The organism is Ruegeria haliotis (assembly GCF_013377785.1).
GTDB lineage: Bacteria > Pseudomonadota > Alphaproteobacteria > Rhodobacterales > Rhodobacteraceae > Ruegeria > Ruegeria haliotis.
On record NZ_JABXWT010000018.1, the window covers coordinates 1 to 25418 of the forward strand.

At 55.6% G+C, this 25418-nt stretch carries 25 protein-coding genes; 12 read left to right on the plus strand and 13 right to left on the minus strand.

What is annotated here, in order from left to right; translation table 11 throughout:
* The 6 genes from HW561_RS24050 to HW561_RS20030 all read right to left on the minus strand — a co-directional run.
* Positions 1–275 (minus strand): FadR/GntR family transcriptional regulator (locus tag HW561_RS24050; RefSeq protein WP_328803316.1); only part of this gene is annotated, 275 nt, incomplete at its 3' end.
* 590 nt (positions 276–865) lie between these two features.
* Positions 866–1246, minus strand: a complete 381-nt coding sequence (locus tag HW561_RS20010; RefSeq protein ID WP_176867129.1) for a hypothetical protein — start codon at positions 1244–1246, stop codon at positions 866–868.
* Positions 1247–1371: 125 nt separating this feature from the next.
* Positions 1372–1917 carry a TetR/AcrR family transcriptional regulator gene (locus tag HW561_RS20015; RefSeq protein WP_176867130.1) on the minus strand — a complete coding sequence of 182 codons (546 nt, stop codon included), beginning with the start codon at positions 1915–1917 and terminating at the stop codon, positions 1372–1374.
* Complete coding sequence (locus HW561_RS20020; protein WP_176867131.1) at positions 1917–2294, minus strand: hypothetical protein; 378 nt, start codon at positions 2292–2294, stop codon at positions 1917–1919. The genes HW561_RS20015 and HW561_RS20020 overlap by 1 nt, the downstream gene beginning before the upstream one ends.
* Before the next feature lie 247 nt (positions 2295–2541).
* On the minus strand, positions 2542–3723 hold the full coding sequence (locus HW561_RS20025; RefSeq protein WP_176867132.1) for an MFS transporter: 1182 nt from the start codon (positions 3721–3723) through the stop codon (positions 2542–2544).
* Positions 3720–4478 carry a DeoR/GlpR family DNA-binding transcription regulator gene (locus HW561_RS20030; protein ID WP_176867133.1) on the minus strand — a complete coding sequence of 253 codons (759 nt, stop codon included), beginning with the start codon at positions 4476–4478 and terminating at the stop codon, positions 3720–3722. The genes HW561_RS20025 and HW561_RS20030 overlap by 4 nt, the downstream gene beginning before the upstream one ends.
* A gap of 85 nt (positions 4479–4563) precedes the next feature.
* On the opposite strand from HW561_RS20030, the gene HW561_RS20035 reads away from it, so the two are divergent.
* Positions 4564–4944, plus strand: coding sequence for a VOC family protein (locus HW561_RS20035; protein WP_074736125.1), 381 nt, complete (start codon positions 4564–4566; stop codon positions 4942–4944).
* 226 nt (positions 4945–5170) lie between these two features.
* Here the strand turns inward: HW561_RS20035 and HW561_RS20040 are convergent, their stop codons facing one another.
* The 3 genes from HW561_RS20040 to HW561_RS20050 form a co-directional block, all read right to left on the minus strand.
* The gene (locus HW561_RS20040; protein WP_176867134.1) at positions 5171–5743 is read right to left on the minus strand and encodes a TetR/AcrR family transcriptional regulator; all 573 of its coding nucleotides are present in this window, start codon (positions 5741–5743) and stop codon (positions 5171–5173) included.
* A complete protein-coding gene (locus HW561_RS20045; protein WP_176867135.1) occupies positions 5740–6279 on the minus strand; it encodes a dihydrofolate reductase family protein in 540 nt (179 codons plus the stop codon). Before HW561_RS20045 ends, HW561_RS20040 begins: the two co-directional genes overlap by 4 nt.
* A gap of 74 nt (positions 6280–6353) precedes the next feature.
* A complete protein-coding gene (locus HW561_RS20050) occupies positions 6354–7226 on the minus strand; it encodes a LysR substrate-binding domain-containing protein (protein ID WP_176867136.1) in 873 nt (290 codons plus the stop codon).
* A 102-nt stretch (positions 7227–7328) separates the two neighbouring features.
* On the opposite strand from HW561_RS20050, the gene HW561_RS20055 reads away from it, so the two are divergent.
* The 6 genes from HW561_RS20055 (at position 7329) to HW561_RS20080 (ending at position 16764) form a co-directional block, all read left to right on the plus strand.
* Positions 7329–8897: a trimethylamine methyltransferase family protein gene (locus HW561_RS20055; protein ID WP_176867137.1), complete on the plus strand. Its 1569-nt coding sequence runs from the start codon at positions 7329–7331 to the stop codon at positions 8895–8897.
* Positions 8898–8909: 12 nt separating this feature from the next.
* Positions 8910–10001 carry an aminomethyltransferase family protein gene (locus tag HW561_RS20060; protein ID WP_176867138.1) on the plus strand — a complete coding sequence of 364 codons (1092 nt, stop codon included), beginning with the start codon at positions 8910–8912 and terminating at the stop codon, positions 9999–10001.
* A gap of 776 nt (positions 10002–10777) precedes the next feature.
* Entirely contained in the window at positions 10778–12349 is a 1572-nt protein-coding gene (locus HW561_RS20065) for a winged helix-turn-helix domain-containing protein (protein ID WP_176867139.1), read from the plus strand.
* A 140-nt stretch (positions 12350–12489) separates the two neighbouring features.
* Positions 12490–13569 carry a PLP-dependent cysteine synthase family protein gene (locus HW561_RS20070; RefSeq protein WP_176867140.1) on the plus strand — a complete coding sequence of 360 codons (1080 nt, stop codon included), beginning with the start codon at positions 12490–12492 and terminating at the stop codon, positions 13567–13569.
* A gap of 1 nt (position 13570) precedes the next feature.
* Entirely contained in the window at positions 13571–15004 is a 1434-nt protein-coding gene (locus HW561_RS20075) for a pyridoxal phosphate-dependent decarboxylase family protein (protein ID WP_176867141.1), read from the plus strand.
* Positions 15001–16764, plus strand: coding sequence for an adenylate/guanylate cyclase domain-containing protein (locus HW561_RS20080; protein WP_176867142.1), 1764 nt, complete (start codon positions 15001–15003; stop codon positions 16762–16764). The genes HW561_RS20075 and HW561_RS20080 overlap by 4 nt, the downstream gene beginning before the upstream one ends.
* A 399-nt stretch (positions 16765–17163) precedes the next feature.
* Here the strand turns inward: HW561_RS20080 and HW561_RS20085 are convergent, their stop codons facing one another.
* The 3 genes from HW561_RS20085 to cuyA all read right to left on the minus strand — a co-directional run bounded on the left by HW561_RS20085 (position 17164) and on the right by cuyA (position 19619).
* Entirely contained in the window at positions 17164–17514 is a 351-nt protein-coding gene (locus HW561_RS20085; RefSeq protein WP_176867143.1) for a RidA family protein, read from the minus strand.
* A 23-nt stretch (positions 17515–17537) separates the two neighbouring features.
* Positions 17538–18524, minus strand: coding sequence for a YeiH family protein (locus tag HW561_RS20090; protein ID WP_176867144.1), 987 nt, complete (start codon positions 18522–18524; stop codon positions 17538–17540).
* 78 nt (positions 18525–18602) lie between these two features.
* The gene (gene cuyA / locus HW561_RS20095; RefSeq protein WP_176867145.1) at positions 18603–19619 is read right to left on the minus strand and encodes a D-cysteate sulfo-lyase; all 1017 of its coding nucleotides are present in this window, start codon (positions 19617–19619) and stop codon (positions 18603–18605) included.
* 120 nt (positions 19620–19739) lie between these two features.
* Between cuyA and HW561_RS20100 the strand changes: the two genes are divergently transcribed.
* Positions 19740–20636 (plus strand): LysR family transcriptional regulator, encoded by an 897-nt coding sequence (locus HW561_RS20100; protein WP_176867146.1) that lies wholly within the window; start codon positions 19740–19742, stop codon positions 20634–20636.
* On the opposite strand, the gene HW561_RS20105 is transcribed toward HW561_RS20100, so the two are convergent.
* Positions 20631–21515, minus strand: a complete 885-nt coding sequence (locus HW561_RS20105; RefSeq protein WP_176867147.1) for a LysR family transcriptional regulator — start codon at positions 21513–21515, stop codon at positions 20631–20633. The two genes, HW561_RS20100 and HW561_RS20105, sit on opposite strands and share 6 nt — an antisense overlap.
* A 214-nt stretch (positions 21516–21729) precedes the next feature.
* Between HW561_RS20105 and dctP the strand changes: the two genes are divergently transcribed.
* The 4 genes from dctP to HW561_RS20125 all read left to right on the plus strand — a co-directional run bounded on the left by dctP (position 21730) and on the right by HW561_RS20125 (position 25363).
* The gene (dctP, locus tag HW561_RS20110; protein WP_176867148.1) at positions 21730–22725 is read left to right on the plus strand and encodes a TRAP transporter substrate-binding protein DctP; all 996 of its coding nucleotides are present in this window, start codon (positions 21730–21732) and stop codon (positions 22723–22725) included.
* Positions 22726–22797: 72 nt separating this feature from the next.
* Positions 22798–23307 (plus strand): TRAP transporter small permease, encoded by a 510-nt coding sequence (locus HW561_RS20115; protein ID WP_176867149.1) that lies wholly within the window; start codon positions 22798–22800, stop codon positions 23305–23307.
* Complete coding sequence (locus tag HW561_RS20120) at positions 23307–24608, plus strand: TRAP transporter large permease (protein ID WP_176867150.1); 1302 nt, start codon at positions 23307–23309, stop codon at positions 24606–24608. Before HW561_RS20115 ends, HW561_RS20120 begins: the two co-directional genes overlap by 1 nt.
* Positions 24608–25363, plus strand: coding sequence for an alpha/beta fold hydrolase (locus HW561_RS20125; protein ID WP_176867151.1), 756 nt, complete (start codon positions 24608–24610; stop codon positions 25361–25363). Before HW561_RS20120 ends, HW561_RS20125 begins: the two co-directional genes overlap by 1 nt.
* Positions 25364–25418: the final 55 nt, after the last annotated feature.

Sequence of the window (25418 nt, forward strand, 5' to 3'; positions counted from 1 at the left end):
TCGGCCGCCAAGCGCGTCCCGGCTTTCTTGTTGCGCACGACGATGCCCATACTCTGCCAGCTCGTCAGGGCTTCGCGAGCCTTTGCCCGACCAATTCCAAGGCGGCGTGCGATTTCTACTTCCGGCGGCAGACGGTCACCAACTTTCAAACCTTCCGCATCAATCATCTCGGAAAGCGCATCCAGAACATCCCGGCTGGTGCTGCCGGGAGGTAACTCTTTAAGCGAGTTGCCTGCCTCTTCGCTCTGTTCCTGGGGTGGCAAATTTTCTGTCACGTGTGGCCGCCCCGAATCAATGTTCTTCCAACACTACACATAATGTCCGACAAAATATACTATAATGTCCGACATTATATGAAAAGGATCCTATCAACGGCTGCCAAAACAGTCTTGCTTAGATCAGAACTGAGGTAGAATGGCCCCAGACTGCACGCTTTTTTTGTTTTTGAAAGCTCAATCCCAAAATGGGAGAAATGGTGCGTCCAACTGTACGAAGCTCGTAGGTCGGCACCGCCAAGACCCGACATTCGCCAATTCGACGTGCGCGGCGATGCGGTTTCGCCAGTCCGAAGTTCACCGTAGCCAAAAAATCTGAGAGTGAGCGAATTCACACAAAGCGGGACAAACAAGCTGCTCGCGTTTCCAGAGGCAAAGTCGGCATGCAGCCCTATGCAGTTATCGACCATCTCGCAGCATTACGATCATGCTGCTTGTCAGAACTGCACCAAGCAACCATTGAATGCGCCGCCAACTAAAGGCGGAACAGGACAATCCCGGCCTGGGCCTGTACAGAGGAAGAAAGTGCGGATAGTTCAAGCTTTGCTCATGCTCGCAGCAAGAACAGAATGGCGACGCAGTGGAATTCGCTAATCCCGTTTGAGCCCGCGTATCGCGGCGCGCAGCAAAACACGTGAGTAGAGTTTGTGAAAACCCATCAGGGTGCGAAATACAAACCCTATTCCGCCTGCCTTTCCGGTTTGCGCGGGCTTCGGGACAATCGCAGATCCGAACCACAGCTTTGATGCCCCGCCCTGAGCCGGCTCAACCATCAGCCAGGTTCTTACCCGTCCCTTTTCCACCTTCATCAGCAACTCTTGCTGTGTACGCTGCACGGTTTTCCAGCAGGCTAGCTGGTCATTTTCCGCCAACGCCAGGGCGGCGACGTCTTTTGCGAACGATGGCTTGAAAGCAGCGAGTGCCAGCAATGCGCGCTCGATCCGGAAGACGGGTGAGTCAAACATCGCCATGATGTATTCGCTCGGCGATGGAACGAAACCCACGTGCGCCACAAATGCATCTGCGTGATAACCCGGCCTTTTTGCAAACTGATGCAATAGACTGCCTTCGGGAATGCTGTGTTCTTCAACCTGTCTCACTCGACCCGCGTCCTTTTTAGATATGCTGCCACGAGACTGTCGAACGCGACACCCAGCTTTTTACCTTGCGCCGGCAGATCATTCTGCCAGAGCATCTGTGTCCCGACAAACGCTGCATACTCCAGTTCAGCCAGAACCCGCGCGCTTGCTGCCTCAATCGCGGCGGATTGCGCATGAAGGCTGGCTAGAAAGCCAATGCGCTTCTCATCTATCGCTGCAAGCTTGGTTCCGACCATCCGGTTCTGGTAGCCAAACAGGCGCATGGCGATTTCGATCCGATGATCCAGATCCATGACCAGTATATTCAATTGCTCGGCCTGCGCCCCGGACGCGGCCATTACGTCGTCTGTGTGTGTCTTTTCCCAATAGGCGATCAGATCGGCTACAAATGCCGCGTGATCCTTGAAGTGAAAGTAGAACGCCCCTGTAGTGCGACCCTGTGCCTTGCACAGGTTTGCGAGTTTCACCCCATCCGGGCCAAGTTGGGCAACCTGCTCCAGCCCGGCTTTCAGCCAGTCTTCTTTTGAAAACCGCACAGCCATTAGAAAAGGCTTCCCCAAAACCCAAAGATCGCAATGGGGACAAACAACCACCCTTGCGGCAGTTCGGTGAATGTTAGATCAGCCTTCGAAAACTGCCGCAGGCCTATGCCCCAAAGGGCAAAGAGTGTGGCCATAATACTGCCCATAAAGGCAAGATCATTGCTTCCGCCCCAAAGAGCGGGCCACAGGAACAATAGACTCATCAGACCAAGGCTGATCGAGACAAGATGCCAGCAGTAATACGCCACGTATTTGGGCTGCTTTTCCAGATCGCCTGCAGCCAGCAACGGGCGCGCCACCTCAGGCCCGCCCATGAAAACGTGGATGAGGGTAATGATGGCGGACAGGCCGCCGGCTGCAAGAATGGGATATGCCATGGCAAACGCCTCTGAAATTCAACTTCGAACCTCCATAACCTAACTTATGTTTTGTTAGAAAGTGTAAATCTTCGCATCAATATGGTAAGCTCAATGCGGCAGTCAGATAGCCAAACGACCAAAAAGTGTAGCGTTTACAGTTAACGGCAACTCTCGCTCATCAAGTAACGGCCCATAGATGCCATTTGTCACTCTGACAATGTCGAAATGCAGCTTCTTCGAAGCAGACGCAGGAAAGCCGCATTGACTACGGAACCCGGGCGACCCACCATGCTGATATGGGTACTGCCAGAATGAGGAGTGCCAGAAACAAGAATGCGGTTGAGAGTGAGGAGGCATCCGAAATAAAGCCAATCATGGCAGGCCCCAGGAGAATTCCCGCGTAACCGGTTGTTGTCACCGCAGCAATGGCGATGCCAGGTGGCATTACCTTCTGCCGACCCGCGGCGCTGAACAGTACTGGCACAAGGTTCGCTGCACCCAGCCCGATCAGAACAAATCCAAAAAAAGCGGCTGGTACAAACGATGCGAATAAAACGGTCGTGATCCCCGCCATTGTGATCAATCCGCCCAGAACGAGAGTTGCGAACCCACCGATCCTGCTGACCAGACGATCCCCGGTGAGACGGGCAGCAAGCATCGCAACTGAAAAAAGGATGTAGCCGACACCGGCGTTTTCTGCGGAGGCGAGGTCTCTGTCGATGATCAGCAGCGCTCCCCAATCCAGTACCGCGCCTTCGACCAGAAAGATGATGCCTGCGAGAACCGCCAAAAGGAGAACGATGCCCCGAGGAAAGGCAGATGGTTCGGGCTCTTTCCCCGCTACATTCAGAAACCTGGATCGGGCAGCCAACATTGCAACAAGCGCAGTTGCGGCGCCAAATGACGCGCAGACGGTCGCCGGTACGGAAAAGGACAAGAGTACCGTAATCAATCCGGCCCCAAAGAAGCCACCGATGCTCCAGTGAGCGTGGAAATTCGACATCAGCGGCCGTTTCTCCTGGTCTTCAACTTCTGCTCCATGGACATTCATGGCCACATCGATCGTCCCAAGGAACGCGCCAAAACCAAACAGCCCGGCCCCCAGCGCCCAAGGTGTCTCCGCCAGTGCCAAAAGAGGCAGCATAGCGGTCAATCCGAAACCGCCCAGAAGGATCAATGGCCGCGCCCCACGACGCGCAGAGATCACACCAGTCGCAGGCATCGCGATGATCGAGCCGAGTCCGAGACAGAGCAGCAAGATCCCAAACCCCGCCTTGTCGGCCCCGACGTTCGCCTTGAAGAAGGGAAACAAAGGCGCGCAGCAGGCCATTGCGAAGCCTGCAGCAAAAAATGCGAGGCGTGTCGCCAGACGCGCTGGAGCGGTCGCCGAGAAATTCGGCGTGATGGGCGGGGTTACCGGATTCCCGCTGTCTGTAGTCAGTGTCATGTATTCAGGACCAGTCTCGTAGTGGCGAGCCGCAAGGTGCTGGCAGCATCAGGAGCGGCATCTGAGACAATCGCGTCAATCTCTGCCAGAGCAAGCGTGTGATGGCGAGCTCGTCGCCCGATTTTCGTACTTTCTGTGACGACGATTGTACGGGCGGCCGCATTGTGCATCGCTCGTTTCATTTGCGCTTCGTCATGGTCGTCGGAACTAAGGCCAAATTCCCGATCGAGTCCGCAGGCTCCCAGAACGGCGATGTCCGCCGAGACGCCTGCAACGCGATCCAATACGTTTTCGCCTGTTGCGATCCCACCCTGCGGGCGCAGAGTGCCACCGAGCAAGAAGACGGCGATCCCATTGTTTTGGCAGGCAATAGCGACCCACGGCGATGGCGTGATCACCATTCGTCGGTCCTGTGCAGGCAGGTTTTCCACGACGCCCAACACCGTGCTCCCCCCGTCCAAAAGGAGCGTTTGCGCATTACCAATTTCCCGCACAGCTGCTTTGATCATGCCCGGATTTACCGGGGCACCTTCCGCAAGCCGAGTGTGCAAGGGCGCTGCGGGTGGCGCGACCGGGATCGCTCCGCCGCGCACGCGCTGCGCCTTGCCGTTTGCCTCTAGCGCGAGAATGTCGCGACGGATCGTATCAACCGATACCCTGTATTCATGCGCTGCGTCGGCGGCCACGATTTGGTGACCATCGCTCAAACGCGCGGCAAGCTCCGCCTGTCTTGTGTCTGGTATATTCAGCTCCATGCAAATTCCCGCAAAATATTGCATGAAACTGCATAATGTGATCCTCTGATTTAGTCAACATGCTAGCTGGATAAGGTAATCGGAAATGAAACTGACGCATTTGGCAGTTTGGACTCGGGATCTGGAAGAGGCGGCTGCATTCTGGCGAGACTATTTCGATGCGGAGGTCGCTGAGCGCTACGACAGCGACAACAGGTCAGGCTTCGCCTCGCGTTTCGTACAGATCCCAGGCAACGATACGTGTATTGAGATCATGGAAGGCCCTTGGGTCACTCCACATCCCGGCGAAGCTTGCGGGTGGGCGCATATCGCGTTTTCTGTCGGCACAAATGAACGGGTCGACGCAATTGCAGATCGATTTCGCCTTGACGGGTTGCTTGTGTCCGAACCACGGCGAACGGGAGATGGCTACTACGAAGCCGTCGTTCGCTCACCTGACGGCACATTGATAGAAATCGTTGAGTAGACTGCCCTTTCGTGTGCACGGCCAAATCCTTGTGACCATTTATGAATCTGGCTCTGAGCAGCCGTGTCAGAAACGGACCAAAGCCACCGTTCATCCTCGGGTCGCAATGCTGCGGTCGCAGCCCGCTTTCCGGACATTCGCTGCAGAAGCGAAGACACAACCCCATGTCGATTTCCACGTCTTTTGGGTTGTTCTGGCGCGCGCCATTGATGCGCAAGTTTTCATATCACACCGCCGAGCGATCACCCACTGCTTGACCAAGAATCCAGTCAATACCCCGCAGAAAGCCATCTATTGTCAGGGGATTATCTTCTCCGCTGGAGGCAGAGAGTACAAACCCATGTGCGTAGTCGATCAGCACATGAACAAGAACGTCACCGCCATCGCTGTTCTCAAGATGGTCCGTGCTGGCCTTTAATTCCACAGCCACATTTATGAGGTCCGCGCTCATGAGTGTCACATCGTCCAGGATTGCACGGAGTAGATTGGCGTTCTTCAAAGCGTACCCATAGTAAGTCGCCATAATGCCGCGGGCGCGTTTGACCGGAGTGCCTCCATCCACACCATCCAGGACCCCTGCAAATGCAAGTTCTACCAGATCGGACAAAAGCCGTTTCTTACTACCTGCGTGATAGGTCACGGCCATCGGAGTGACGCCAAGCTGATCGGCAAGTATGCGAAACGATAGCGCGTAAACACCTTTGCTTTGGACGATCGGCAATGCGGCCTGCAGGATCATTTGTTTCGAAAGGCGCTGCTCGGTCTTCGGCGGCCGCCCTGGTGGAGAAGCTTTCGTCACGTGGTTCTCAGCTTGTATTCGAGATCCACCAAACCGGAGGGAAAGTTGTTGACCGAAACCAGTTCCAGATCAACGTCACCTTGTGTCTCACCAAATAACCGGATTCCGTCACCAATGAGGATGGGAACCAAGGTTATCCGCATGTCCTCAACCATCCCGGCTTTCAGGAAGGAACGAATGATGGCACCGCCATCCACATAGACGCGATTGAAGCCTCGCGCGTCAAAGTTCTTCATCAAATCCGCGGGTGCTTTGTCTGAAACCTCTAACTTATCGCGTAGGTCTTCAGGGATGTCGTTGGCTGTCATCGAGCGACTGAGAACCACAACAGGTTTTGTGTAAGGCCATTCTCCGAAGTCCCGAACCGTCCGATACGAACCAGAACCCATCACGATTACATCGACACCGTCCTGAAAGGCCACAAACCCGTGATCTTCATCCTTGGTCGGTTGCTTTTCCAACCAATCGAGCCGGTGGTCAGGCCGTGCAACAAAGCCGTCTAGGCTCATCGCCATCATGATATGTCCAGTAGGCATCGTCCGGGTCTCCTTCAATTTATTTATACAGCATATAATTTTGATCCTGAAAATGTTCAAGAGAGGGGTCATTGTCAGGATTGACCCTGAATCCAGTCAGCGAAGGCCTGCACTGCTCCGGTCGAAACGGCGCTATGCGGTTGAACCAAAAAATAGCCGTAGTCCGGCAGAGCGGTAATGGACAGACGATGAAGTTTGCCCGCCGCCAACTCATCGCTCACCAGATCATCCATGAGCGCCGCCCCCTGGCCATTGATCACCGCCTGCACCCGCACATTGGGATCGGGTACAATCAATACGTCGCGTCGCACTTGCGGCGGCAGATTGGCAATGTCCAACCAATCAGACCAGGCGTTGCTGTCTTCGCGATCGTGTAGCAACGTTAAGTCAGTGAGTGCTGTCCTGATGCCCAGTCTTTCCACGTCTCCCGCAACATCAACGTTGCCGACAGGAAAGGGCGGCATGGGCATGAAAGGAGTCACGGTGCCGTCACTCCATTTCCCGTTGCCCCACCTGATTGCAAGATCCACATCCTGCATCTCATGCTCCGAGAACTCGATCATCGGTTGAATGCGAAGCTGCACGTCCGGGTGGCTTTGCATAAATGACATCAGGCGTGGCGACAGCCAGCGTGCAGCGAAATAGGTCGAGACCCCAACAGTCAAAGAGCGCGTTGAGATCCCCTTCAACGACTGAATTCCGGTTTCGATTTCTTCGTATCGGGTCTGGCAGATGGCGAGCAGTTTTAGTCCTTCGCCGGTGAGTGTGACACCGCGCGTTGTGCGCTGGAACAGGATCATCCCCAGATCGGCCTCAAGCGTTTTGATCTGATAACTGATCGCGCCCTTTGTCATATTAAGAGCCGACGCCGACGTCGAAAAGCTGGAGTAGCGGGCGATCTCGGCAAATAGCCTGAGCAAGTCATGGTGATGAAAGCGGGCAGTCATAGGCATAGCGTATAAAATATTTGCACGCTGCGAAAAGAAAATTTCGATTTTCAAACAAATTTCTAGGGTCGAAAATCACGTTCAAGCTCGAGAAGCGAAGAGATGACGTTGGACCCTTTGAACGCAACAGCAGACAAGTCAACACCGACAGAGCAACGCAACCGTGCGCGCCGTGGCCGCTTGTCTCGTCGTAACGCACCTTCTGAGCGTGCGCCGTTCACGGGTCGCAAAATACCTGCATACAATCTGCTGAGTGACACGGCACTGACCCGGATTGAAGATCAAGCCGATTGGATTCTAAGCAAGATTGGCATTGAGTTCCGGGGAGATCATGCCGCGCTGGATCACTTCGCCCAAGCAGGTGCACGCATCGATGGCGAACGCGTGCGGTTTGAACCAGGTCACGTCCGCGCGCTTTGCGCCAGGGCCCCGAGCAAATTTCAGTTGCATGGCCGAGACCCGGCCAAAACAGTGACACTTGGCGGTGACAACGTTGTGCTGATGCCTGGATACGGCTCTCCCTTTGTCAGCGATCTCGTGAAAGGCCGACGCTATGCGACACTGGAGGATTTCCGCAATTTCGTCAAACTGGCCTACAGCGCGCCTGCCTTGCACCATTCCGGCGGCACAGTTGTCGAGCCAACAGATATACCGGTGAATAAACGGCATTTGGACATGATGCTGGCGCATCTCACCCTCTCGACAAAGCCCTTTATGGGGTCTGTGACGGCACCCGACCGCGCGCAGGATAGTATCGAGATGGCACGCCTCGTCTTCGCCCGCAACTTCATGGATCGCCACGCGGTGATGCAGGCCAATATCAACGTCAATTCGCCGCTGATCTATGATGACACCATGTCCTCGGCTTTGCGTATCTATGCAGAGGCGGGCCAATGTGTCTGTGTTTCGCCAGCGATTTTCGCGGGTGCCATGGGGCCACTTTCACCGGCGGCAGTGGCGGCGCAAACACTGGCCGAAGCAATGGTTGGCATCGCACTTGCGCAACTGGTGCGTCCCGGTTGTCCGGTGGTGTTCGGCTCGTTCCACTCCACGATGAACCTGCGCACAGGAGCGCTGACATTTGGATCGCCCGAGGCGAACATGACTACGATGGCACTGACACAACTGGGACGAAGGCTTGGCGTGCCCGTGCGCTCAGGCGGTGGGCAAATCACCGCGTCGAATGCACCGGACGGGCAAGCGATGCAGGACAGCACCGGCGCCATGTGGTCCACACTTTTGTCCGGAGCCCATCAGATCTGGCATGCGGCAGGCTGGCTCGAAGGTGGGCTTGTGATGTCCTACGAGAAATTCATCATGGATCTCGACCACTGCGGCGCGATGCTGAAACTGTTGCAGGGCTTTGCAACCGATGATGAGGCCTTTGGCCGCGACGCCTATTTCGAAACGGGCCCCGGCGAGAATTTCCTGTCGACCAGTCACACGCTTCGGCACTACACGACGGCGAATTTCGAACCACAAATTTCTGACGCTGGGCCCTATGAGACCTGGTCTGAAAATGGCGCGCTTACAGCGGATCAACGCGCCACCGCACGGTGGCATCAGATGTCGAACGAATATCAACGCCCCGAAATGAAACCCAGCATCCAAGCAGCGCTTGAGGACTTTGTCTCGGAGCGCAAGGCGCAGATGCCGGACGAATGGTACTAGAAAGGAACATCCATGACCGAAGAACTCAGCCGCACATCCGCCCTTGCCTCACGCCACACCGCGCTTGGCTCAGGGCTTGAGGGTTGGAATTGTATGGGCACGGCCTGGACCTATGACACTGACCCCAATGATGAACATAATGCAGTCCGCGAACGCGCAGGCATGTTTGATATGTCGCCTTTGAAGAAGGTGTTCGTGCGCGGTCCTGACGCTCAGGCGGTTCTTGATCACCTGACCACGCGGGATCTGTCGAAGATCACACCGGGGAAGTCGGCTTACTTATGCGTTCTTACAGAAGAGGGCGGGATCGCCGACGATGCCATCGTGTCCAACAACGACGACAACGAGTGGATGATCGTACATGGTTCGGGTGACACCATGACGCTTTTGAAAACTTCGGCGGCAGGGCGTGACGTTCAGGTCGAGTTTACCGACGATTTGCATGACCTGTCCGTGCAAGGACCAGCCTCGCTGGATATCCTCAACGCCAATGTCGACATTGACCTGGCCAATCTGGGCTATTTCGAACACGCGCCTGGTGTGCTCTTTGGTCATCCCTGCCGTATCTCGCGTACCGGATATTCAGGCGAACGCGGCTACGAGATCTTTGCCGATGGCTCGGTGATCACCGACATCTGGGACAAACTGGTGGAGGCAGGCGTCATGCCCTGTTCCTTCGCCGCTCTGGACAAGGTGCGCATCGAAGCCGGGCTATTGTTTTATGGCTACGACATGACCGAGGAAAACTCCCCGTGGGAGGTGGGCCTGGGCTTCACTGTCAGCAGGACAAAGGGCGACTTCCGCGGCAAGTCGATGGTCATGACCTCAAAGGGTGCCGAAAAAGTCAACAATGTTTGCCTGGATATCGACCACTCGGACATGGTCGAAGGTGGGGAAACCATGTCTCTTAACGGCGAAGAGGTGGGCGTGATCAACAGCCCATGTTTCTCGCACCGATTGGGCAAATCCCTTGCACTTGCACATGTTCAGCCAGGGATTGCAACTGGAACCACTTTAAAGGTCTCAGGAAATGGATTCGCCACAAACGCAATCATTGTAACAAGCCCAATTTATGATCCCGAGAAAGCTCGCACACATAGTTAGAGCGGTCCTTGCAAGCAGCGAGGGTGCTTTTGCTCTAGGTTTTCTTCGCTGCTTTCTGGCTATTACCCCAACTCGTCGATCGTATTTTGCGCTATCCAGCAGCTGCCAATAGCTCAATGACGCCCTTCGGAAATGCTGGCCCAAAGCTGCCGTTCACCCGAGGCAACCACCGCTGCGGTGCGGCCCGTCAGACCAGCCTTTCGCTGCAAATGCAAATTCTGGAGTTGGTGGAACCAACGATCGGCGGACGAAGCGGGCTTTGACTTCACTTGTTGGTCCAAGCGTTTTTGTCCTGGGCTGAGTAACCTCTCAACTGTAGTTCATGAAAATCCAAATCGGCCTTTTGGCCTGCGCACTGCAACGTCGTTCAAGGCTCGGTGCCGACCTTGGAGGTTGTCCAGAAATCCCTCACTACGGTTCGCGGAAGCCTACAAACCCTAGCTCAATCCGGACGATGAACGCACCCTCCAATTTTGGGGGGGCGGCCTCCCAAAAGTCGAACTTGATCAACGCTGCGGCATATCGGATTGCCACGCGATCGCAACGCGCAAAGTGCGGGATTACTGATGTAGCAATTGCAGACCAGCGCGACTAGGCAAGCTGGGCCACTTTAGCAGACCGATTGATGAAAACACTGGCTAGCTATCACGGGAATAATGGAATTTGGTTTTCTTGTGATCTAAATCTGCGGCACCGTATTGTGCAGAAACGCGGAGCAAAACGTGTCCTGATTCCGCAGCAATCGACGTAAACGGAATGTATGTTAAAGTCCCAAAATGACCTACGAATTCGGCGAGTTGAAACTAGACCTCGCCCGTCAGGAGCTTATCCGGGGCGGGGCCAGGGTCGATGTCGAGCCGATGGTGTTCCAACTCATACATTTCTTGATCCAAAATCGAGAACGTCTTGTGCCGAAGGAGGAACTGTTCACGCTGCTTTGGGACGACCGTGCCGTGTCCGATTCCGCCCTTTCGACCTGTATCAAATCGGCCAGGCGCGCAGTCGGCGATACCGGCAATCTGCAAGAGATTATCAAGACCGTTCACGGAAGGGGATTTCGCTGGGTTGCGCAGGTGCAAAGCAACGAGTCGGCTCATGTAAAGAAACCGCCGACTGATCTGGATGGCGGTGATGATGTTTGGGTCGAAGCGGCCCGACGTCCCTCAATCGCGATATTGCCCTTTGAAACGGTTGGAACCAATGAAGAAGCCAAGACACTTGGAGAGGCCATTCCGCACGAATTGATTGCGACCATTGCAAGGTTGCGTTGGATTTCGGTCATCGCCAGAGGGTCGTCCTTCCGGTTTCCCTCTACTTTGGACGATTTCGGAAAGATACATCATTGCTTGGGCGTGAAGTATTGCGTAACCGGCAATGTCGAAGTCTTGGGACGGCAAATCTCGATCGGAGTCGTTTTAACGGACACCGAGGACGGCGAGGTGATCTGGGCCGATCAATTCAGGTCCAGCATGGATGACATTCACGAGGTGCGCGAAAAAATTCTGGCCCAGGTGATATTCGCGATCGAAATCCAGATACCGCTGAGCGAAGCCACCAAAGCACGTCTGCGTTCACCCGAAAACATTGATGTTTGGGCCACATATCATCTGGGTCTGCAGTCTCTTTACAAATTCGATGCGAACGAAAATGACATGGCGATTTCAATGTTCGAAAAAGCCATCTCGCTGGAACCCAGCTTTGCGCGCGCCCATGCTGCATTGTCGTTCGCGCATTTCAAAACAGCCTTTATGCACTACTCTGAAAATCGCAATGTCGCTGTTAACGCAGCGCGGTCAGCGGCGGAGAAGTCGATCGAGCTTGACCCAATGGACCCGTTTGCCAATTTCAGTATGGGCCGATCTCTTTGGCTTGTAGGCGATCTTGACGGGGCCAAAAGCTGGCTGAACCGTTCAACCACACTTAGCCCGAACTTCGCGCAAGGGATTTACGCGCGCGCCTGGACTGAGACCGTGTCAGGTGCTACCAGCGTCGGACGGCGCCTATCTGACGAGGCAAGGGTTCTAAGCCCGCTTGATCCGATGCTATATGCCATGCTTGGCACACGCGCGATGAGCCACGCGATTGAAGGGCATTACGATGAAGCCGCAGATTGGGGTGTCAGGGCTGCCAACGCACCCGGAGCCCACGACCTAATCGCGATGATAGCTGTCTTCACAAATGAACTGGCTGGAAACCACAGTAAAGCGGCGGATTGGGCCAAGCGACTTAGGGCCAGCCGCCTGGGTATCACCCAAGAGCATTTCTTTCGGTCTTTCCCTTTTTCGGACAATGCTATTCGCGAGCGGTTTTCGACCGCGCTGAGTCGCCATAATATCCCCGAAATCTGAGGGCACGGCGGCATCCCTCAGCCTATTCCACACAAAATCCTCAAGAACTGCTCAAGACTGGCTTACCATTATGATGCAGGCTTGTTTGTGAACTCGGCGCTCACATTGGCGCCGGTCGGGTTAATACATGAGGGAATGCGATGACCGAAGGACAGCTCAGAACAACTCAAGGAAATGGACGCCTCTATGACAGCGTCCTGGATACCGTTGGCAACACCCCGGTGATCCGTATCAACAACCTTGGGCCGAAAGGCGTCAACATGTACGTCAAATTCGAAGCGTTCAATCCAGCGGGCTCGGTGAAGGACCGGCTGGCGCTCAACATCATCGAAGCGGCGGAACGCAGCGGTGCGTTAAAACCCGGTCAAACGGTTGTTGAAGCCACCAGCGGCAATACAGGCATCGGATTGGCTATGGTTTGTGCTCAAAAGGGCTATCCATTGGTTGTGACGATGGCGGACAGCTTCTCGGTCGAGCGTCGGCGGCTGATGCGGATGTTTGGTGCCAAGGTTGTACTGACCCCACGTGCGGAAAAGGGGCTTGGCATGTATCGCAAGGCGGTCGAACTGGCGGAAGCACATGGTTGGTTGCTTGCACGTCAGTTCGAAACCGAGGCGAATGCCGAGATTCACGCATCAACAACTGCGCAGGAAATCCTGAGTGATTTCAGTGGTAAGCGGTTGGATTACCTGGTTACGGGGTATGGCACAGGCGGCACCCTGACCGGGGTTGCGCGTGTGCTGCGCAAGGAACGTCCTGAAACAAAATTCATCCTGTCTGAACCGGCGAATGCGCAGCTACTTGGCAGCGGTATTCCCACCGATCGGAATGAAGATGGATCTCCTGCAGGCAGTCATCCCGCTTTTGAACCCCATCCGATCCAGGGCTGGACGCCGGACTTTATTCCCGCGGTTCTGCAAGAGTCGGTAGACAACAATTACTATGACGAGTTGCACCCCGTGCCCGGTCCCGATGGTGTGGAATGGGCGCGGAAACTGGCAAGTAAAGAAGGCATCCTGACCGGCATCTCGGGCGGCGCAACTTTCGCAATAGCGATGAAGATGGCAGAAAACGCGGATCCCGGTACCACGATTCTGTGCATTTTGCCGGATACCGGCGAGCGCTATTTATCGACACCGCTATTCGAGGGGATTGCCGAAGAGATGACCGAGGAAGAAGTCGCCATCTCCCAGTCCACTCCTGGCGGCCAGATGACCTAACATGTCAGACCCCCTGGACATTCTCAGAACCGGATTTGCCCATGCCGAGGCTTATCGTAAGGGCGTTTCAGCGCGCTCTTGCGGGCCGGAGCGCGATTACGCCGAGATGCTGGAGAGCTTTGGCGAGCCGCTCCCGGAGCGAGGCCAAAACGGCGAAGCGGTCATCAGCGAACTGGTTCAAAAGGGCGAGCCCGGTCTGACACCTATGGTCCACCCACGGTTCTTTGGCTGGGTGCTGGGCGGGTCGGATCCCGTGGGCGTCGCGGCGGACTGGCTGGTCAGTGCGTGGGGGCAAAACGCGGCCTTTCACGAATCCTCACCGACTGCATCGGCGCTGGAGGAGATTGCCGGGCGATGGCTGCTCGACATTCTCGACCTGCCCGGTCAGGCCGCGGTGGGTTTCGTAACGGGCGCCACGGTTGCCAACTTTACGGCGCTGGCTGCGGCGCGCGGGGCAATCTTGCGGCGGTCTGGCTGGGATCCGGATGCCGACGGGCTTTTCGGAGCGCCACCGATTACAGTGTTTGTCGGTGATGACGCACACACTTCGGTGTTTTCCGCCTTGGGCTATCTCGGGCTCGGCCGTAACCGGGTTTGCCGGGTCCGAACAGACGCACAAGGCCGGATGGAGCCGACTGATTTAGAACGGCGGGTTGACGAGACGGCAGGTCCAAAAATAATTATCGCCCAGGCCGGGCAGATCAACACGGGAGCGTTCGATCCCTTCCCCGAGATCGTGAATGTCGCTCGAGAGGCGCAGGCCTGGCTTCATGTCGACGGCGCGTTTGGCTTGTGGGCGCGCGCGCACCCAAGTTACAACCCCCTGACCACGGGTGTCGAGCTTGCAGATTCATGGGCCGTCGATGGCCATAAATGGCTGCAAACACCTTTTGACAGCGGCTATACAATCGTACGCGACACTGATGCGTTGCGACAGGCCATGCAGATCGACGCCAGTTATCTGCCTCCGCAAACCGGGGAAGATCGCATCCCATGTTTTCTGGTGCCGGAATTGTCCCGACGGGCACGCGGCGTCCCAACCTGGGCAATGTTGAAAACGTTGGGACGAGACGGGATCGAGGAACTGGTTGATCGTCACTGCAGTGTCGCGAAACAAATCTCAGCAAGGTTGGACCGTATCTCCGGTGTCTGTGTGCTTAACGAAGTTCAATTGAACCAGATTATCGTCGAGTTTGGTGCTTCGGATACCACCAACGAACAACGCGGGATGTTAACTGAGGCGGTCATTACGCGTATTCGCGACTTAGGTGTGATTTTCGTCGGTGGCGCCCGATGGAAGGGGGCCTGGGTCATGCGTATTTCCGTGATCTGTAACGCGACCGGCCCGACCGAGATCGATGCCGTCGTCAACACTATTTCTTCCGCCTGGGCGGACGTTCGGGCGAATACAGTTAAGACGGAGTTGTCGTCGTGACCGAGGCGCGCATCGACCGCAGATTGGCCGCCATCCTTGTGCTGGATGTCGTTGGCTACACACGGTTAATGGGGCGCGACGAAGAGGGCACGCTGGCCGCTCTGAAGCATCTGCGCCAGACCGTGATTGCCCCACAGGTGGCTGCCTACCGTGGCCGGGTCGTCAAGACCATGGGGGATGGCGCAATTACTCTCTTCGGAAGCGTCGTCGACGCGGTCAACGCCGCCATCGCGGTGCAGTCTGTGCTTACACGATCGGATGAGCACCATGTGGCCGGAGAGAAGATTGAGCTGCGAATAGGCATAAATCTCGGCGACGTCATACTCGAGGGTTCGGACGTTTATGGTGATGGCATCAATGTGGCGGCGAGATTGCAGACAATCTCCCCACCGGGTGGGGTCATTCTGAGCTCGGGCGCCTATGATCAGATCAAAGGCAAAGTGGCCGAGGAGTTCGCCTCGGGCGGCGAGCGGCAGTTGAAAAACGTCTCCCAGCCAATACGCACGTACTTTTGGCCTGCCGATACGATGGTCGGCATCACAGGGGAGGTTCAAGTTCAGGAATTTCCTGACAAACCTTCGATCGTCGTGCTTCCATTCGACAATATGTTAGGTGATCCGGGGCAAGACTACTTCGCGGATGGCATTGTCGAGGCGCTGACAGCGGATTTGGCGCGCATTCGAGCGTTCTTCGTGATCGCGCGAAACTCGGCCTTCGCCTATAAAGGCTCGCACAAGAATGTCGGACAAATAGGTCGGGAACTGGGTGTCGCGTATCTATTGGAAGGTTCCGTGCAGCGGGCGGCCGGAAGGTTGAGGATCACGGTCCAGCTGATAGAGACCAAGACCGGAGCCCACCTGTGGGCTGAACGCTATGACGGGTCCGAAGAAGATCTATTCGAACTTCAGGACCGGATCACTGAACAAGTGGCCGGCGCGATACTGCCATCCATTCAAAAAGCCGAAATCGAACGGGTGCGGCGCAAACCTCCGGAAAGCCTTGGGGCCTATGACTATACGATGCGGGGCATGCGGCACGTTTGGATGCTGGACAAGGACGAGGCGGCCCTGGCACTGGGATTGCTGAACAAAGGATTGGAAATCGACCCCAATTACCCATTGGCCCTTGCGTTGTCTGCATGGTGCTGGGCTCAACATTCTGTCTATAACTGGGTTACCGATATAGAGGCCGCTAAGGCCAAAGCACTGGAGCATGCAGAACGCGCGGCAGCGCTGTCTTCGGAAGACCCTCTGATCCTTGCCGTATTGGGAACGGTGCATACGTTCGCCCGCAATTACGACGACGCGCGCGTGCTGCTGGAGCGGGCCATCAACCTAGACAACAATTCTGCATGGGCCTTTTCAAGGCTCGGCTGGCTCGAAGTCTATGCGGACCGTCCCAAATCAGCTCTGCCCCATTTTGAACGGTCCATCAGGTTGAGCCCGATCGACCCGATGAACTTTAACAATTACGTCGGGATCGCCAGCGCACATCAGGTTACAGAAGAGTATGCCGCGGCGGCCGATTTCTTCCGGCGCGCCCTTATAGAGCGTCCCACAGCCCACTGGATCCACCGCAACCTTGCTCCGGTTCTTTTGGCCGCCGGGCGAGAGCGTGAGGCGATGGTATCGCGCGTTGTTTTGTTCTCGGAGTTTCCAGACCTAACGATCAAAAGCTATAAAGAAGCGATGGTGTTTTCTTCTGGAGCCCTGGAGCGGATATCGGTGTTTCTTCGGCGACTTGGGGTTCCAGAGAGATAGACTATTGGGGCTTGTTAAAAGCTTTGAAGGGACTCCCGTCATTCGCCGCGACCGAGAAATCCAGCGAAACTCATAATTACACTCTGCGTAGCATTTCCGACTTTGGATTGGCATCGAAGATCCTGCTCAAGGCACAATACGCTCACTCCCAGAAGCCTCTCCTTCACGCAAAGTCATTGTGTGCGAGGTGCCGCTTGCCTCCCGAACATCTGGAACAGCAGATGAGTGCAGCCGACCCATTGCTGCCCTTCGCGGCTGGTCTTTATTACTGCAATGCAGTTCACCAAACCAGACATCCGCTTTAGCTGAAAAGTCTAGAGTGTTTCTGCGTACCAAAATAGAGTGAAACAGGATCGACTATCTAGTTACAGTATCAAACCTGCTCACGACTTATAGGTCTTATTTTTTTCGCGCGGTAATAATGATCTCAACGCTGTAGTCGGGGGTGGCCAATGCGGCCCCTCCACACGCACGCGCGGGCGCGTTGCCGGGGGCGACCCAACTGTCCCAGACAGCGTTCATTTCAGCAAAGTCATCCATTGATGAAAGCCAGATGATCGCCTGCAGGATATGTTTCTTGTCTGAACCGGCCTCAGCCAGCAAGCTGTCCACTTGCGCCAGAATGGTTTTGGTCTGCTCGGTCACACTTGTTCCGGGCACAGCCACCTGACCGGCGAGATAAATCATCTCTCCACAGGTGACGATCTGGCTCATACGATAAGAGCTTTTCAGGCGTTGAATTTGCGACATATCTTGTCCTTTCAGGTTGATGGTCAGAAGCCAAAGCTCATGACAAACGCCACGGCGATAGCGAGAAGAAAAAGGGTTTCGGCAACAAGGATAATGCCGTAGCTGGGTTTGACGCGCAGAATGGTTGCAAGGCTGGTTTTCACCCCAAGGGCAGAGATTGCGATCACCAGACACCAACCGGACAGGGTGGCAATTGCGTCAGTGATCACCTGTGGCACCAGCCCGGTGTTTGTCAAAATCGCGAGCGCGACAAACATGACAAGAAACCACGGCAGGGTGATCTTCTGGGATTGTGCGCCACGAAAGCTCGCCATGACCACAATCATCACCACCGGCAACAACGCCACGCGCACCATCTTGACGAAGGTCGCAATCACCCCCGCCTCTTCGCTGATCGAATATCCTGCGCCGACGACTTGGGCCACGTCATGAATGGTTGCACCAATCAGAAAGCCGCTTTCCAGATCGCTCATGCCCAGGGCCCCAAACAGGATTGGGTAAGCAATCATAGCGATCGTCGACAGGGCGGTGACGCCGATTACGACAAACAACGTGTCCTGCTCACGGTCATCTTTTGCGGGCAGAACCGAGGCAATAGCAAGGGCCGCAGAGGCGCCACAGATTGCCACCGAACCGCCCGCCAGCAGGCCAAAGGCCAGTTTGCGACCGAAGAGAAAAGAAAGGACCGCCCCGCAGGCAAGCGTCGCCATGACAAATCCGACGACCGCGCCAACCGCGCCCAACCCAACGCTTTCCACATCCCCGATGCTCAGACGCAAGCCCAACAGGCCCACCCCAAACCGCAGTAACGTTTTGGCCGAAAACTCCAGCCCCGGTGTGAATTTCTGATCATCGTAGAGAAAGTGAAACGCCATGCCGATCAACAGTGCGAAAAGCATCGCGGGCGCGCCGTAATGTTCGGACAGAAAGGTCGCAGCGGCGGCGATGACGCACACCAGAAGAATGCCACCAAAGTGGGTGTCCCAGCGGGACTTGATCAGCGACACCATGGTTCGCTCCTGAATGCGGGAATGTGAAAATGGTGCGCGCAGTCAGCGTGAGGTCACGCGCACCTATTGTTTTTGGCGTTAGCCAACCCAGCGTTTGCTGTGGTCAAAGGCAGCGTCATAGCCGAAGAGAGCCGCCGAACCGCCAGTGTGCAGGAAGACGACGCGTTCGCCTTTCTTAAGGTGACCTTTGCGGATCAGATCAATAAAGCCCGCGGCCCCTTTGGCAGAGTAAACCGGATCAAGCAGGATGGATTCCAGCTCAGCAAACATTTGAATGGCTTCGATGCCGCTTTGGGTTGGGATGCCATAGCCTTCGCCGACATAATCGGTGTTGGCGACCACATCTTCGCGTTGAACAACACCAGCACAGCCCAGTTTCTCGGCCGTGGTGCAGGCCAGATTGAAGACGTTTTCTTCCTGTTTCTGCTTGGGTGCTCGTACGCCAATGCCCAACAGCGGGATCTGTGCGTTCATCGCTTTCAGACCCACAATCAAACCTGCCTGCGTACCGGCGCTTCCGGTGGCGTGAACGATATGATCCAGCTTCAGGTCGCGATCATTGGCTTGCGCCAACATCTCAAACGCGCAGTTCACATAGCCGAGCGCGCCTGTGGGGTTCGAACCACCACCGGGAATGGTGTAAACTTTTTTGCCATCTGCACGCAGCTTGTCGGCGGCGGCTTCCATCTCGGCGTTCATATCCAGACCACCGGGGCGTTTTTCGGTGGTGGCACCATGCAGGTGATCCAGCAAAACGTTGCCGTTATTGTTGTAGTTGGCGTTGTTGGACCCGGTGCGATCTTCCAGAAGGATGTGACAATCCATGCCCAGTTTCGCCGCAAAAGCTGCGGTTTGGCGGGCGTGATTGGATTGGGTGGCACCTTGTGTCATGACCATGTCTGCACCCTGAAGCTCAGCCTCGGCCATCAGGAACTCAAGTTTGCGGGTCTTGTTGCCGCCAGTAGACAGGCCGGTGCAGTCGTCGCGTTTGATCCAGATTTCCGGGCCGCCAAGTTCTGCGGTCAGACGATCCAGTCGCTCAAGCGGTGTTGGCAGGTGGGCGATGAAGCGGCGGGGGTAACGGGCGAGATGCATCGGAGACTCCTAAGTTGGTTTTTCTGCATCTTATTCTGGCGTTTTCCACACATCTAATTCGAAATTTGCGCATTAACATGCGCATCTTGCATAATCATGACGCGCTGCTATGTTGGAAATATGCAGCTGGATTGGATAGATGACATATTAGCCGTGATTGACACCGGGTCACTGACGCGCGCGGCCGAGCGGCGTTTTCTGACCCAATCAGCCTTCACGCGGCGGGTGAGACTGATTGAAGAACGGATTGGCGCCCCCCTGTTTGACCGGTCCTGCAAGCCTGTCACTATCCTGCCAGGCGTGCAGGCAATGGAACCTGAGCTGCGGGAACTTGGCGCACGGCTGCGCCGCCTGCAGCACGATTTGAAATCAGCAGCCGATGGTGGAACGCGGGATGTTACCTTTGTGTGCCAACACGCCATTACCACCACAATTTCCCCGTGGGTCGTAAGGCAACTGACCCAGTCACAAGACATTTCTGTACGTGTGCGATCAGGAAATCGGGACAATTGCCTGATGTTGCTTCTGTCTGGTGAGGCCGATTTTGCCATAACGTACGAACGCCCCGATGCCTCCGGTCCTGCATTGCCACAAGCATTTGAGATACGGCGACTGGGCGGCGATACATTGGTCCCGGTGGCGTCCCCGGATCTCGTGAACAACGCGGATGAACACGAGATGCCGTTCATTTCATATCCCCCGGATGTTTTCTTAGGGCGCGTGTTCAGTCAGTGCATTTTGCCCTTGTTACCCGAAGGTGTCTTATTGTCACCAAAGGCGGAAACCGCGCTGACCCTTGCCGCTTGCGAATATGCTCTGGATGGCATCGGGGTTGCCTGGCTGCCGCTGACTTTGGTCAAACGGCATTTGAAAGAAGGGCGTTTAAGGCGGTTGAATGACCTGCCGCTTCAGGATCTTGGCATCATGCTGATCCGCCTGTCTGATCAACAGGGCGACGGGAACGCCCAAATCTGGGCCGATCTGACAACAATCCCCGAACTGTCCGTGGGGCTATAGCGCGTTCCAGACCTGCTCGCCGGTTTCATCCAAACGGTCAAGCGAGCAGAACAATGACAGGGTCAGCGAGGCCTGCCAGTTTTCACCCCCAACCTGTATCACTTGCCCGGAGGCCAGTTCTTCCGACACCACGCTTTCGGGCAGCCAAGCAACCCCGCTGCCCGATAACATGCGCCGCTTGATGGCCTCGGTCAGCGCATCCATATAGCGCAGTGCCAACGGGGGCGACCGCGTTCCAATGATCTGATCAACCACGGATCCAAGGAAGCTGCTTGGGTCATAACCCAAATACGGGATCTGTACCCGCCCCGGATTGTCCAAATCCCAGCCCCCTTCACGGGCCGCATTGGTTTGTGCGACGGGGATCATCTGTTCAGAACCAATATCTTTGCGCGCGAAATGCCGCTCTTCGAAAACCGGTTGCACATCCTTGTGCCGATAATAAAGCAGAAAGTCGCAAGTCCCGTCCGACAGAAGCTGACAACAGGTGCTGAGGTTATCTGAATAAATCCGCACGCGCAGGTTTGGAATGCGATCTTCAAATTCAGCAATGCGGTGCGACAGGTAGTTGACCGAAATCGTGTGCAGGACGGCAAAGCGCTGAAAGGCCGTACGGCCCTGTTCCTGCGCGCGCAGGGTTTGGCGAATGTCCGTCAGGTTGGCGATTGCCTCTTGCGCGACCGGCAAAAACTGCTGACCAGCCTCTGACAATTGCACTGGATAGCTGGAGCGTTTGATCAACGGGATCCCCAACCAGTTTTCCAGCGATTTGATCCGCCGACTGAAAGCGGATTGCGTGATATTGCGTTCCTCTGCGGCCCGGGTAAAATTCAAAACACGCGCGAGGCAAGTGAAATCTCGAAGCCAGTTAATATCCAAATCATCCTCCAATTTCACCTTAACGTACTGCAAAAGAACAACTATGCAATATTGGAATGATCTAATGCTGCATTTGAGTTGGCATTGATCGCGCCGTTTCGCCTAGCGTTTGTGACAGGTCAGCCCAGACCAGCCACATGTGTCTCTGGGATGAAGGCCAAGGGTGTGGCGGTGAGGAAACCTGTCAGATAAGCCCGCTTAATGGGAGGAATATATGAACTTTTCTATCAAATCGACGACGGCTATGGCTGTCGCTTTAACCGCCGGTCTAACCGCTGGCACAGCCACTGCTGAGACCACGCTGCGTCTGAGCACCTATGTCAACGAGTCGGACATTCGATATGGAGGCTTTACGCATTTTGCTGCTCTTGTCGCAGAAAAGACCGGCGGATCGGTCAAGGTCGAGGTATTCCCGTCTGGTACATTGCACGGTTGGTCCGAGGGGGTCGATTCTGTACAAGGCGGCGTTTCGGACATCAGCTGGATCAATGCCGATAACCGTCTGCCTTGCTATGCAGTTACGTCGCTTTACCCGGCTGAAGTCAGCTTGGAAGATCAAACCGGTCTGGATGCCGCTTACGCGGGCCTGATCAAGGATGAAGCCGCAAATGCGGGCCTCGTACCGCTGTTCAATTCAAACTATTCCTATGATCAGGAATGGTGGTTCGAGGAGCCGATTGAAGATCTTGGTAAGCTGGACGGCAAGCTGGTCCGCTCGATTGGGCCTCTGGTCAGCATGATGATCGAAAGCTGGGGGGGAGAGCCGGTTTTTGTTGCCCCAAAAGAGGTGTTCCAATCTGCTGAACGCGGCGTTGTTGATGGCATCAACATGGGCGTCGCGACCTACAGCTCTTGGAAGCTTTGGACCGTTATGCCTTACATGGTCAACGCCAACCTGTTCTATGGCAACATTCAGTACATGATGAACAAATCCAAGTTCGATGGGCTGACTGCGGACGAACAAGCGGCCCTGACGGCAGCTGCGGCTGAGACCGAAACCTGGTTGCAGCCACGCTATGAAGCATGGGTTGACCAGCAGGTCGGCAACGCCGTGATGCAAGGTGGCGGTGCTGCAGTGTCCATTTCGGATGAACAGCGTGCAAGCCTGATTGCCAGCGTGAAACCCCAATGGGACGAAACGGTGAACGAGGCCTGCGGCATGGAAATGGCCGACAGCATTCGCGCCCTTCTTGAAAGCCATGCTCCCTGATCGGTGGCTTTCATCGGTGGCCCTGACGTCCCGGGGCCACCGACCCTCTCTTTCAAAAATCTGAGGTCTGTCATGGATGACGGAATTGATTACCTGATCCGCCGAATCGAACGAGCGGTCGTATGGCTTGCTGGTGCCGGTGCGGTTGTGGTGCTGATCCAGATGCTGTGGATTTCTTACGGCGTGTTTGTGCGCTATGGGCTTGGCAAGCCAGACCGCATGGTCACAGAAGCCACCGCACTTTTGCTGTTTCCCGTGGCCTTTGCCGGGTTGGCCTATGCGCTGCGCGAAGACGCGTTTCCGAAAGTAACAATGATCACAGACCAGCTGCGGCCCAGTCTGCGCCGCCTGTTTGATATCATCAATCATATCCTGATGTTCGCGGTTGGCAGCTTCTTTGCCTATGCGGGTGTCAGTGCGACGATCCGGTCGTTCAATTCCGGTGTCGCTTCAGAAATTCTGCACTGGCCCCGTTACCTGTTCTGGGCCCCCGGCGCGCTGGCGCTGGTTCTATTCTCATTCTATGCCGGCTTGCGTCTGATCCGCCTGATCCGCAACCCGGCCCCGTCAGGAGAGTTCTAATGGAGTGGTATGTTGTTGGCCTTGGCCTGCTTGGCCTGTTGATGTTGTTCATTTCAATTGGGCTGCCGATCCCCTTTGCCCTTGCCGCAGCATCTTTGCCTTTCCTGTGGCAGATCCAGGGGTGGGAGACGTCAATCGTCTCGTCAGAACTTAAGCTCTGGGGTGTCTGGATTGACTATATCCTGCTGGCCGTTCCGCTTTTTGTGTTCCTTGGTGAGCTCATAGGAAAGTCCAATATCGGTCCAAACCTTTATCAATTTCTGCACCAAGGCGTGCGGATCAAGGGGTCTGCTGCCTATGGATCTATCGGGGCAAGTGCCGGGTTTGGCGCGGTCTGCGGGTCGTCGATGGTTGGCGCGCTAACCATTGGGGGTGTTGCCCTGCCTGAGATGTTGCGCCTTGGCTATGGCAAGCGCCTGTCCAGTGGCGTTCTGGCTGCTGGTGGAACGCTCTCTGTCCTGATCCCGCCCAGCTTGATTCTGCTGTTTTACGGCATCGTGACCGATCAAAGCATCGGTGACCTGTTTATCGCGGGCGTCGTTCCCGGCCTGATCCTTGTGTCCAGCTTTGTGGTGGTGGTGCTGGTCTGGGGCATTTTGAAGCCGCAGGATATTCCCAGCAGCGAAAACGCCACAAAAATGCCGATGATGATGATCATCAGCACCGTAGGTCCCGTGGTTCTGATTGGTCTTGTGATCACCGTTGCAATTTATGCCGGTATCGCCACACCAACCGAAGCCGCCGCCGTGGCCGCCTTGTTGACGGTTGTCCTGGCCTTCTGGGTCGGTGGCCTGACTTGGAAAGGGTTCAAGGATTCCATCTTCGCCACCATGCGCACGATGGGCTACTTGGGTCTTCTCCTGTCCGCCGGTGTGCTGTTTGGCTTTGTGCTGACGTATTACCGCGTGCCGCAACAATTCACCGAACTGTTCTTGTCGTTTGATTTGTCACCCTACACGGTGCTGGCCATTGTTTTAATCTTCTACATCATTCTCGGCATGTTTCTTGAACCTGTTTCGATGACCTTCATCACGCTGCCGACGATCTATCCGCTGATGAATGCAGCAGGCTTTGACCTGATCTGGTTCGGTGTTGTCTATACCATCACGATGGAGATTGCGGTGCTCACGCCCCCTGTCGGTCTAAACTTATACGTCATACAGGCCATAGGAAGGGAACAGGTCACCATTGGCGATGTCATCATGGGTTGCCTGCCCTTCATCGGCGCCATGATTCTGCTGATCTCGATCCTGATCGTTGCGCCCGATGTGGCCCTGTGGCTTCCGGAGCAGATGCGCTGATGTCGGTCCTGCCTTATCTTCGCGCCGGGTCCGGTCCGGTTTTGGTGCTGGTGCACGGCTATCTTGGCGGTGCAGCACAGTGGGAAAACGAAATCAAAGCCTTTAGCAAAGGCTTTGATGTCATCGCCCCCAATCTTCCCGGCTTTGGGGAAGCGGGCCACCTAGAGGGGTGTGCAAGCATCAGCGGAATGGCCTTGTCCGTGCTTGAGCTGCTGGATCATCTGGGGGTTTCCGAATTCACGCTGATGGGCCATTCCATGGGCGGAATGATCGCGCAGGAAATGGCAGCCCTTCGCCCTGATGTGGTGCAAAAACTAGTGCTTTACGGGACAGGGCCCCTGGGCCTGATGCCGGACCGGTTTGAACCGATCACCGTGTCAAGCGAGCGATTGCAAAGCGATGGGGTCGCCAAAACCATCGCACGTATCGGGGCCACGTGGTTCAAGGCAGAAAAGGCGGCACCCGGCTATCCGCTTCTGATAGACATCGGCGCACAGGCCAGTGACCAAGCCGCCATGGCAGCATTGGGGGCAATGGCCAACTGGGATGGGCGCGATGCGTTGGGGCAACTAACGATGCCAACGCTAGTAATCTGGGGAGATTCCGATAAGTCCTATCGCTGGCCGCAAGTGGAATCTTTGTGGACAAATATCCCCGAGGTCTACTTGTCAGTTGTGCCCGGAACCGCACATGCCGTGCATCTGGAAAAGCCTGTGCTATTTCATTCGATCGTTGATGATTTTCTGAGGGTTTAGGTGCCAGTATGCCAATCTGAAATCGAGCGCAAACAAGTGGAATTCGACTTTGGAA

Bases quoted from the DNA above. Each gene is read 5' to 3' on its own strand.
- HW561_RS20010 (WP_176867129.1), bottom strand. From the start codon at position 1,246: ATGGCGATGTTTGACTCACCCGTCTTCCGGATCGAGCGCGCATTGCTG.
- HW561_RS20015 (WP_176867130.1), bottom strand. From the start codon at position 1,917: ATGGCTGTGCGGTTTTCAAAAGAAGACTGGCTGAAAGCCGGGCTGGAG.
- HW561_RS20020 (WP_176867131.1), bottom strand. From the start codon at position 2,294: ATGGCATATCCCATTCTTGCAGCCGGCGGCCTGTCCGCCATCATTACC.
- HW561_RS20025 (WP_176867132.1), bottom strand. From the start codon at position 3,723: ATGACACTGACTACAGACAGCGGGAATCCGGTAACCCCGCCCATCACG.
- HW561_RS20030 (WP_176867133.1), bottom strand. From the start codon at position 4,478: ATGGAGCTGAATATACCAGACACAAGACAGGCGGAGCTTGCCGCGCGT.
- HW561_RS20035 (WP_074736125.1), top strand. From the start codon at position 4,564: ATGAAACTGACGCATTTGGCAGTTTGGACTCGGGATCTGGAAGAGGCG.
- HW561_RS20045 (WP_176867135.1), bottom strand. From the start codon at position 6,279: ATGCCTACTGGACATATCATGATGGCGATGAGCCTAGACGGCTTTGTT.
- HW561_RS20050 (WP_176867136.1), bottom strand. From the start codon at position 7,226: ATGACTGCCCGCTTTCATCACCATGACTTGCTCAGGCTATTTGCCGAG.
- HW561_RS20055 (WP_176867137.1), top strand. From the start codon at position 7,329: ATGACGTTGGACCCTTTGAACGCAACAGCAGACAAGTCAACACCGACA.
- HW561_RS20060 (WP_176867138.1), top strand. From the start codon at position 8,910: ATGACCGAAGAACTCAGCCGCACATCCGCCCTTGCCTCACGCCACACC.
- HW561_RS20065 (WP_176867139.1), top strand. From the start codon at position 10,778: ATGACCTACGAATTCGGCGAGTTGAAACTAGACCTCGCCCGTCAGGAG.
- HW561_RS20070 (WP_176867140.1), top strand. From the start codon at position 12,490: ATGACCGAAGGACAGCTCAGAACAACTCAAGGAAATGGACGCCTCTAT.
- HW561_RS20075 (WP_176867141.1), top strand. From the start codon at position 13,571: ATGTCAGACCCCCTGGACATTCTCAGAACCGGATTTGCCCATGCCGAG.
- HW561_RS20085 (WP_176867143.1), bottom strand. From the start codon at position 17,514: ATGTCGCAAATTCAACGCCTGAAAAGCTCTTATCGTATGAGCCAGATC.
- HW561_RS20090 (WP_176867144.1), bottom strand. From the start codon at position 18,524: ATGGTGTCGCTGATCAAGTCCCGCTGGGACACCCACTTTGGTGGCATT.
- cuyA (WP_176867145.1), bottom strand. From the start codon at position 19,619: ATGCATCTCGCCCGTTACCCCCGCCGCTTCATCGCCCACCTGCCAACA.
- HW561_RS20100 (WP_176867146.1), top strand. From the start codon at position 19,740: ATGCAGCTGGATTGGATAGATGACATATTAGCCGTGATTGACACCGGG.
- dctP (WP_176867148.1), top strand. From the start codon at position 21,730: ATGAACTTTTCTATCAAATCGACGACGGCTATGGCTGTCGCTTTAACC.
- HW561_RS20115 (WP_176867149.1), top strand. From the start codon at position 22,798: ATGGATGACGGAATTGATTACCTGATCCGCCGAATCGAACGAGCGGTC.
- HW561_RS20120 (WP_176867150.1), top strand. From the start codon at position 23,307: ATGGAGTGGTATGTTGTTGGCCTTGGCCTGCTTGGCCTGTTGATGTTG.
- HW561_RS20125 (WP_176867151.1), top strand. From the start codon at position 24,608: ATGTCGGTCCTGCCTTATCTTCGCGCCGGGTCCGGTCCGGTTTTGGTG.